We start from the raw sequence: 8,198 nt of genomic DNA, 5'->3' as shown, positions 1-8,198 counted from the left end.
GGCCTCGACGAGCCTACTTGACATAATGTGCATTATCGAACCGCCGGCGGGGCGGTGATGCCGATGCCGGACGCGACGATCGCCAAGCACCGGAGCGTGCAGCCTTCGCTCTTGACCTTTACCCTTGGGGCTGCCCAAAGCCTTGGGCGTGCCGGTCACCGCGGCCGGTGCGAGGAGGATGCCCGGCGTGCAGTTGTTGACCATCGGGGCATTCGCCCGGGCAGCGCGGCTGACCGCGAAGGCGTTACGCAATACACAAACCACGGCGCGCTGCGACCTACCATCACGCCATGGCCGTCATCTACACCCTGCGCGCCGGGACCACGGCCGCTCCCCTGTTCCCGACGCGCTGATCGGGGCGGCGTACGGGTGGACGATGCCCGCTGGTCGGTGGTGGCGCAACGTCGACCAGGATCCGGCCGCCGAGGTGATGGGCGCCGAGAAGCTCGCGGTGATGGAGTGGTTGGTGCAGCCCGACCGGCGCGGCCACGGCATCGGCGCCGAGCTGATGCGCAGGCTGCTCGCTGACCCGGCCCGAACCGTGGGCCACCCTAGCCTCCAACCCAGACGCCCCCGCACGCGCCGGGTGGCGGCAGGTAGCCCAAGGACCAGAGTGGGGCCCGCCATGGATCTGCTCGTCCTCCGCCTCGACGGCGTCCAGGGCAGCTGACCGGGCGGCAGCACCCCAAGGTCCATCTGCCGAATCCTGTCAGGGGCACCTCGAAGATCAGCCAAAACGACGTCTGACCAGCGGATACGCTCCCACGTCGATCAGTCGACCTGCGCAGCCGGATGTCACCCTCAGCCGCCGTTTGTCGCCGTCCACGGACTATTCACTGATCGATCTTGGCGCGTTTGGCCAGGCCACGCCGGCCGTTCCGGCAAGATCCGGACTGGTGTGGCTGCCGCTGAGACTACGCATCCGAGCCACCCCACGCCGCCTCGATGCGCTGGTTGACCGTCGCCTCCTGGCCGTCGACGCACGCGCCGGCCTCGGACCTGCCGGCGTGGTGCCGCCCTCGTGCTCCTGCACTTCGAGCGCGACCACACCACCTGATCAGCCAGCGACACGAACCGTCACGCGGGAGGCTCATTGTTCGGCTGGGCGACAATAATTGAACAATGATGTTCACAACTGCCGTGTGCATATCCAGCGAACCGGAACAAAGCGCCCATCCGACAGCTGCCGAATGATGATTTCGAAATGCCCGGGCCCCCATGTGGCATACTTCGAGTTCCGCCACCTGGGGCGCGTCGTCGGCACCGACCGACATAGTGAAAGGACGTCGGATGACCCAATTCCAGGCACTCGCCGGCTATGTGGGCCAATTGCAGCAGAAAGGAATGTGGTGCTGGAACGCGGCTACTGTCAGCGTCGCCCATCACTACAACAAGGGGACCGATTGGACCCAGTGCAATCTGGCCACCGCGGTGCTCAACGATAAATACAGCGGATGGTTCACGCAGAACCCTGGCCAGCCAAAGTTCGATTGCTGCGGACCCAATGGGGGGCCTTGGAACTGCAATGAGGGTTGGTGGCCGGACGAAGGGCCACTGCAAAAAGTCGGGCACAAGGCCGACGGCCCGAGGCTCGGAGTGCTACCGAAGCAAGAGATCGCGCAAGAAGTAACCGGCAACCGGCCGGTTCTCGTGAATATTGCGTGGGCGGGCGGTGGCGGCCACATAGTAAACATCTTCGGGCATAGCCACCTCGCAGATGGCACCGTGACAGATGTCTGGGTGCATGATCCGTGGGACGGCACGTACATCATCCCGTACGAGGAGTTGCGGGACAAGTACAAAACCAATGGCACCTGGACCGCTTCTATGAAATCTCAGCCCTAAGGAGGTTCCCAATGCCGTTGAATATGCCTGAGCCGCCGGGGCGGATGCGCGAGGAGACACGCGCCAAGCTCGGCCGCGTCGCTGGAGTTCGAGGCATGGGCCTGCCTGCGCTGGGTGCGGCTGCCCCCGAGGAGGTGGAGGTGTCCACCCCACACCAGGTGTTCACCATGGGCCTCGACGATGTCGAGGCCGGTGGCGGCCTGGAGCGGGCGCGCCCGGGGGGCTGGCGCTTCCTGCTCGAGTCCGGCGGCGAGGTGATCGCCAGCGCCGAGACTGCGGAAACACCGGAAGGCGCTCGTCCACCATCATTCAACGAAGGCCCGTACGTGGGAGCCACCGCGACCGCGGTGAAGGCCGCACGGGCACTGCCACAGCTCGCGACAGCCGGTTTCGAATTACGGCTGCTGCGGATCCCCGCGCTGTACCTGATGGCCCTGTGGCTGCACTCACCCAACACCGACCTGCTGATACCGCTGGCGCCCTCACCGATCGGAAGCGAGGGCAAGGTCGTACCACCACCGGTGTTCTTCCGGGAACTCGCCGCCCACGCCCGGGGAGCCAGCGGACCCGGCCAGGGAGCAGGCCGACCGCTGCCCAACCGGTAGAAGGGACCAGGGAGCACCGGCTCCCTAACCGGCCACACGAACGAGGACGACCTTGGGGTGGTGTGGATGGCCTGTCACAGCAAGTCATCCACACACCGCCAGTTCGGCTCCGGCTCTGCTCCAGATCTACGAGCTGGCCTCGGATATTGAGGCTCGACCGTCTCACGATGTCGGGGCATCTGGTCGAGCGGTCCAGCCCTGCCGGACCATCTACATCCGGGGAGGTCGGCCGATGATCCGAACCGTCCAAGACGCGGACACGCTTGCTGCCGTCGCGCACTGGGGCCAGGTCGACAAGGCCGGACGCCCCTACATCAACCACCCGCGTGCCGTTGCGGCGATCCTCGCCGCCCAGGGTCACGGCGACAACGCCATCATGGCCGGGCTCCTCCACGACGTCGTCGAGGACACCCCTGTCACGTTGGATGACCTGCGGGCCGCCGGCTTCCCCGATGAGGTGGTGTCCGCGGTGGACGCCGTCACCCGACGGCAGGGCGAAACGTACTCGGACCTGATCCGCCGCGCCGCCGCGCATCCGCTCGGACGCCTGATCAAGCTCGCGGACAACGAGACGAACAGCGACCCAGCACGGTTGGCGCTGCTGCCTGACGAGGTGGCGGAACGCCTGCGCCGCAAGTACGAGCGTGCCCGCCGCGTCCTGCTCGCCCCCGCCGCCTCGCGCGGCTAACCGCGACCACGAACGGAGGCCCAGTGATCGAGATCGTTCCCCGCGATGGCGAGCCAGAAGCCCTGCTGTGCGTGGCGATCGTGTGCGACAGCTGCCGCAAACAAGTCACCGGCTCCTTGCGCAGGCGCACGATACCCGGCGCATGTTGACAACCTCATTCACAGAGACGACCGCTGCTGACTGAGTCCGCACATGCCATCGCCGGGAAGCGGGTGACTAACCGCCTCCCGGCGGTGAGCGGATCGGGAACTCCAATTCAGCGGAACGACCGTAGCGCCGGCAGTAGCTCATCCGCCAGCCCGCTTGTTGTGGCGATCCCAGAACGGATCATCAACCTGTTCTGACCGAGTTACGGACTGCCGGTGGGTGAGCGACCCGCCCTCACGCGAAGGAGACGGGCATGCCCTACAGCACTTGCGCTATCCAGCTGGCTGACGGTGGTCAGGTCGAGCCGTCAACAACACCTTCATCAGCGGCAAGATCGAGCTTGTCGTCACTGAGCACAAGAGTGAGTCCGTCGAGGTGCGGCTGACTCCAGCCGAGCGTGACCAGCTTGTCACCCAGCTTCGTGGTCGGTGACCTGCCTCTGCGGCCCTGGACCTTGGCGGTCCGGGGCCGCTTCGCGTCGGCTCCTCCGCGCTCCACGGGTAGTTCGGCAGGCGTCGCGACCGAACCGCTTCGTTGCAGCTCTGGTCACAGGTTCAGATCCTTCATGCGTCGAACGTAGCCACAGGAAGCTGTCACTGACGGAGCCCCACCCGTGCGGCCCGAACGCGCTCGGCCGTCCGGTCGCGCTGATCAGTCGCCTGTCTGACCGTCTTTCCTGTGGACGAGATAGTGACGTCCAACCACGACCCACTCGCCTGGCTGATTGACGCGCTCGACTTCTAGGTCGCCGGCTTCATTGAGACGTGCATCCGGCCGGACAGCCTTAACCCCATCGAAGCGGTGTGGTCGTGGCGGTAGCCGACGGCGATGTGGTGGCCGTCGGTGGCGAGTCGGCGGGCGGTGGCGGCGCCGATGCCGCGGCTGCCGCCGGTGATGATGGTGACCGTCAACGGACCTCTCCCCTGCCCCGGCCGAACGGTGGTGACCCTACCCGCCGGTTGGTGTGCGGGTGGGGGCCTAGGCTCTGCGCGTCGGGTGCGGCGAGGCGGAGGTGCGTGGTGAGCGGTGTTGCTGTCGGGGATCTGGTCGGGGACTTCGAGTTGCCGGACGAGACGGGGACGCCCCGGCGGCTGTCGGAGTTCCTGGCGGCCGGTCCGGTGGTGCTGTTCTTCTATCCGGCGGCGATGACCCGGGGGTGCACGGTGGAGAGTTGTCACTTCCGGGATCTGGCGGCGGAGTTCGCGGCGGTGGGCGCGCAGCGGGTGGGCGTCAGCCGGGATGCGGTGGAGCGGCAGGCGGAGTTCTCCCGGCGGCACGGGTTTGATTTTCCGCTGCTGTCGGATGCCGACGGGCGGGTGGCCGAGGTGTTCGGGGCGCGGCGGCGGCTGCCGTTGGGACCGTTGAGCACGCGGCGGTTGACCTTCGTGATCGGGCAGGATCGTCGGGTTCTGGCGGTGGTTCACAGTGAGCTGGACATGAATGGCCATGCTGATCAGGCCTTGCGGGCGCTCGGGGGTTGATCTTTTCTCTGTCGCAGCCGGCTGGTATCAAGGGCGAGACTCAAACACGTGTACGGAAGAGGGCTGTGATGGCGGGCCAGGGTTTGTCCGATGACGAGGTACGGAGCATCCGGGAGGCGTTGGCGGCGGGTCGCAGGCCCAAGGTGGTGTTCACCGCTTCGGCGGGGCAGATCGCCGGGCAGTTGGGCCAGGTGGTGCAGTTGACCGACCCGACGGTCTCCGACGAGTTCGTGGTGGTGCGATTCGGTAGGGACGAGTTGCCCTTCTCCCCCGCCGATGTGGCGATCGCCCCGAGGGGGGCGGGGCGCAGGCCGGTGGAGGCGAAGCCGGAGCCGCCGGCTGATGAGACGGCGGTGGAGCCGGAGTTCGTGTTGGACACGCCGCCGGTGCCGGCGCCTCGTCGGGAGGAGTCGAAGGTGGAGCAGCAGGTGGAGGCGAAACCGGCCGCGCGGCGTTCGGTGAAGGCGGCCAAGCCGAAGGGTCCGGCGGGTTTGACGGTCACGCTCGCCTACGCCGAAGGTGAGTGGACGGTGGCGGCGCAGCAGGGCGCGAAGGCGCTCGCCAAGCCGTACGTGGTGAAGCCGGCCGAGGCGTTGCGGATGGTGGCGTTGGTGGACGTGCCGGGGGTGCAGGAGGCGGTGGAGCAGATTCTCACCGCGGAGCGGGCCGAGGCCGAGCAGCAGGCGGAGAAGCTGCGCGCTGAGCTGGCCGAGATCGAGGCGCGGTTGGCGGAGTTGCGCGAGGCGGGTTGACCGTTCCGCCGGTGGGTGGTTGATCGGTTCTGGATCGCGGCAGGTGGCGGTGTCTCTGGTCTGGGGACACCGCCACCTGCCGTTCGGTGCGGGTGGCCGGGGTCGGATCAGTGTTGTGGGATGTTTCCGACGCCGATTCGTTTGCGGAACACCCAGTAGGTCCAGCCCTGGTAGGCCAGGACGATCGGGGTGAACACGACCGCCACCCAGGTCATGATTGTCAGGGTGTAGGGGGTGGAGGCGGCGTTGGTGGCGGTCAGGGTGCCGGCGGCGTCGAGGGTGGATGGGAGCACGGTCGGGAACAGGGCGGCGAACAGGGTGGCCACGGTGAGGCCGATGGCCACGGCGGTGCCGGTGAAGGCCCAGCCTTCGCGGCGTACCCGGGCGGCGGCGAGTCCGCCGAGCAGGGCGAGGGCCGCGCCGACGGCGAGCACGACGGCGGCGGCGCTGGCGCGGATGGTCAGCGTCCAGGTCAGGAACGCGACAGCGGCGGCGGCGGTGCCGGTGCCGAGGCGCACGGCGAGGGTGCCGGCTCGTTCCCGGATGTCGCCGGTGGTCTTGAGGGCGATGAACACCGCGCCGTGGGTGAGGAAGAGCGCTGCGGTGGTCGCTGCGCCGAGCAGGGCGTAGGGGTTGAGCAGGTCGAGCAGTCCGCCGACGTATTCGTGGTCGGGGTCCAGGGGTACGCCGCGCAGGATGTTGGCGAAGGTGAGGCCCCACAGGAGCGCCGGGACGAGGGAGCCGACGAAGATCGCGGTGTCCCAGCGGTGTTTCCATTGCGGTTCGGGACGCTTGTGCCGGTATTCGAAGGCGACGCCGCGGGCGATGAGGGCGAGCAGGATCAGCAGCAGTGGCAGGTAGAAGCCGGAGAGGAGGGTGGCGTACCACTCGGGGAAGGCGGCGAACATGGCGCCGACCGCGGTGATCAGCCAGACCTCGTTGCCGTCCCAGACCGGGCCGATGGTGTTGATCAGGACGCGGCGTTCCCGGTCGTCGCGGCCGAGGACGGGCAGCAGCATGCCGACGCCGAAGTCGAAGCCTTCGAGGATGAAGTAGCCGGTGAAGAGTACGGCCACGAGGAGAAACCAGATGGTGGTCAGGTCCACGGTGGGCTCCGGGGTCAGTAGGCGAAGGCGAGGGGGCGCTCGGTGTCGTCGTTGTCGTCGGTCACGGGTGTGGGGGTGACGTCGGGGACGCCGGCGCGGGCGTAGCGGATCAGCAGTTTGCACTCGACGACGGCGAGGGTGGCGTAGATGAGGGTGAAGGCGGTGAAGGAGGTGAGGACTTCGGTCAGGGAGACGCTGCGGGACACGCCGTTGCGGGTGAGCATCTCGCCGAAGACGATCCAGGGTTGGCGGCCCATCTCGGTGAAGATCCAGCCGAAGGAGTTGGCCAGCAGGGGCAGCACGGGCAGGATGAGGCCGGCGCGTAGCAGCCAGGGGCTGGTGGGGGTGCGGCCCTTGCGGTGGGTCCAGAGGACCAGCAGGGCGATGGCGGCGGCGGCCAGCCCGAAGCCGACCATGAATCGGAAGCTCCAGTAGGTCACCGGGATGATCGGGGTGTAGCTGCCGGGGCCGTACTGGTTGGCGTACTGGGCCTGGAGGTCGTTGATGCCGTGCACGGTGCCGTGGGGGTCGCCGGTGCCCAGGTACGACAGCAGGTAGGGGATCTTGATGGCGAACAGTTCGCGGCTGCCGTCGAGGCTGCCGATGGTGAGTACGGAGAATGAGGCGGGGCTTTCGGTGGTGTAGAGGCCTTCGGCGGCTGCCATCTTCATCGGCTGGACCTGGGTCATGATTTTGCCCTGGATGTCGCCGGTGATCAGGACCAGTGCGGTGGAGGCCATGACGACCCAGGCGCCGAATCTGGTGGCGAAGCGGTAGGTGCTGGTGTCGGCGCTGTCGCGGTGGCGCATGACGTGCCAGAGGCCGACGGTGAGCACGAGTGAGCCGGCGACGAGGAAGGAGCCGGCGAGGGTGTGCGGGAAGGTGATCAGCGCGACCTTGTTGGTGAGTACGGCGAGGAAGTCGGTCAGTTCGGCGCGGCCGGTGTCGGGGTTGATCCGGTAGCCGACCGGGTTCTGCATGAAGGAGTTCGCGGCGAGGATGAAGTAGGCGCTGAGGTTGGTGCCGATGGCGGCGGCCCAGATGCTGGCCAGGTGTAGTCGTGGGGGCAGCCGGTCCCAGCCGAAGATCCACAGGCCGATGAAGGTGGATTCGAGGAAGAACGCGACGAGGGCTTCGATCGCCAGCGGGGCGCCGAAGATGTCGCCGACGAACCGGGAGTAGTCGCTCCAGTTCATGCCGAACTGGAATTCCTGCACGATGCCGGTGACGACCCCCATCGCGAAGTTGATCAGGAAGAGCTTGCCGTAGAACCTGGTGAGCTTGAGGTAGCGCTCGTTGCTGGTGCGGTGCCAGAGCGTTTGCAGGATCGCCACCAGGACCGACAGTCCGATGGTCAATGGCACGAAGAGGAAGTGGTAGACGGTGGTGACACCGAACTGCCAGCGGGCGACGTCCAACGCGTCCACCGGTGACCCCCTGAAAGTCGTACTACAAGACGTAGTAAATACTACTTGCTGTCGTAGCGGATGCGGCGGGGTCGGAGGGTTCGAACCGGTCCGGGACCAATGACCTTGATCACCTCTGCCGCGCGCGGCCCGGAGTGCTCTCCGCTC

Annotated in this window: 9 protein-coding genes and 1 pseudogene; 6 read left to right on the top strand and 4 right to left on the bottom strand. The window is 67.2% G+C overall.

Going from position 1 to position 8,198, the window contains the following annotated elements:
• Positions 1–204, bottom strand: a 204-nt coding sequence (locus tag E1193_RS32430; protein WP_207922589.1) for a hypothetical protein, incomplete at its 3' end; no start/stop codon positions are given.
• Positions 205–376: 172 nt separating this feature from the next.
• Between E1193_RS32430 and E1193_RS06325 the strand changes: the two genes are divergently transcribed.
• The 4 genes from E1193_RS06325 (at position 377) to E1193_RS06310 (ending at position 3,138) form a co-directional block, all read left to right on the top strand.
• Complete coding sequence (locus E1193_RS06325) at positions 377–670, top strand: hypothetical protein (protein ID WP_207922588.1); 294 nt, start codon at positions 377–379, stop codon at positions 668–670.
• A 620-nt stretch (positions 671–1,290) separates the two neighbouring features.
• The gene (locus E1193_RS06320) at positions 1,291–1,845 is read left to right on the top strand and encodes a papain-like cysteine protease family protein (protein WP_165945655.1); all 555 of its coding nucleotides are present in this window, start codon (positions 1,291–1,293) and stop codon (positions 1,843–1,845) included.
• A gap of 11 nt (positions 1,846–1,856) precedes the next feature.
• Positions 1,857–2,450 (top strand): hypothetical protein, encoded by a 594-nt coding sequence (locus E1193_RS06315; protein WP_132181146.1) that lies wholly within the window; start codon positions 1,857–1,859, stop codon positions 2,448–2,450.
• A 232-nt stretch (positions 2,451–2,682) separates the two neighbouring features.
• Positions 2,683–3,138: an HD domain-containing protein gene (locus tag E1193_RS06310; RefSeq protein ID WP_132181144.1), complete on the top strand. Its 456-nt coding sequence runs from the start codon at positions 2,683–2,685 to the stop codon at positions 3,136–3,138.
• 893 nt (positions 3,139–4,031) lie between these two features.
• On the opposite strand, the pseudogene E1193_RS32945 reads toward E1193_RS06310, so the two are convergent.
• Positions 4,032–4,196 (bottom strand): annotated as a pseudogene (locus E1193_RS32945) (SDR family NAD(P)-dependent oxidoreductase); the annotation flags it as partial.
• Positions 4,197–4,304: 108 nt separating this feature from the next.
• Here E1193_RS32945 and E1193_RS06300 point away from each other — a divergent pair.
• Together E1193_RS06300 and E1193_RS06295 are read left to right on the top strand one after the other, a co-directional pair.
• Positions 4,305–4,766 carry a peroxiredoxin gene (locus tag E1193_RS06300; RefSeq protein WP_132181142.1) on the top strand — a complete coding sequence of 154 codons (462 nt, stop codon included), beginning with the start codon at positions 4,305–4,307 and terminating at the stop codon, positions 4,764–4,766.
• Between the two features lie 68 nt (positions 4,767–4,834).
• Positions 4,835–5,518: a hypothetical protein gene (locus tag E1193_RS06295; protein WP_132181140.1), complete on the top strand. Its 684-nt coding sequence runs from the start codon at positions 4,835–4,837 to the stop codon at positions 5,516–5,518.
• 107 nt (positions 5,519–5,625) lie between these two features.
• Here E1193_RS06295 and cydB read toward each other — a convergent pair whose 3' ends face one another.
• Both cydB and E1193_RS06285 read right to left on the bottom strand, forming a co-directional pair.
• Positions 5,626–6,624 carry a cytochrome d ubiquinol oxidase subunit II gene (gene cydB / locus E1193_RS06290; RefSeq protein ID WP_132181138.1) on the bottom strand — a complete coding sequence of 333 codons (999 nt, stop codon included), beginning with the start codon at positions 6,622–6,624 and terminating at the stop codon, positions 5,626–5,628.
• A gap of 14 nt (positions 6,625–6,638) precedes the next feature.
• Positions 6,639–8,051 (bottom strand): cytochrome ubiquinol oxidase subunit I, encoded by a 1,413-nt coding sequence (locus E1193_RS06285; protein ID WP_132181136.1) that lies wholly within the window; start codon positions 8,049–8,051, stop codon positions 6,639–6,641.
• Between the last annotated feature and the right edge of the window lie 147 nt (positions 8,052–8,198).

This window comes from Micromonospora sp. KC606 (assembly GCF_004348675.1).
In the GTDB taxonomy this organism is placed as follows: domain Bacteria; phylum Actinomycetota; class Actinomycetes; order Mycobacteriales; family Micromonosporaceae; genus Micromonospora.
The sequence above is the reverse complement of the archived record's forward strand: the minus strand, read 5'-3'. Positions and strand labels throughout refer to the sequence as shown.

Excerpts from the sequence above, each read along its gene's own strand:
- E1193_RS06310 (WP_132181144.1), top strand. The coding sequence starts at position 2,683 with ATGATCCGAACCGTCCAAGACGCGGACACGCTTGCTGCCGTCGCGCAC.
- E1193_RS06320 (WP_165945655.1), top strand. The coding sequence starts at position 1,291 with ATGACCCAATTCCAGGCACTCGCCGGCTATGTGGGCCAATTGCAGCAG.
- E1193_RS06325 (WP_207922588.1), top strand. The coding sequence starts at position 377 with ATGCCCGCTGGTCGGTGGTGGCGCAACGTCGACCAGGATCCGGCCGCC.
- E1193_RS06295 (WP_132181140.1), top strand. The coding sequence starts at position 4,835 with ATGGCGGGCCAGGGTTTGTCCGATGACGAGGTACGGAGCATCCGGGAG.
- E1193_RS06315 (WP_132181146.1), top strand. The coding sequence starts at position 1,857 with ATGCCGTTGAATATGCCTGAGCCGCCGGGGCGGATGCGCGAGGAGACA.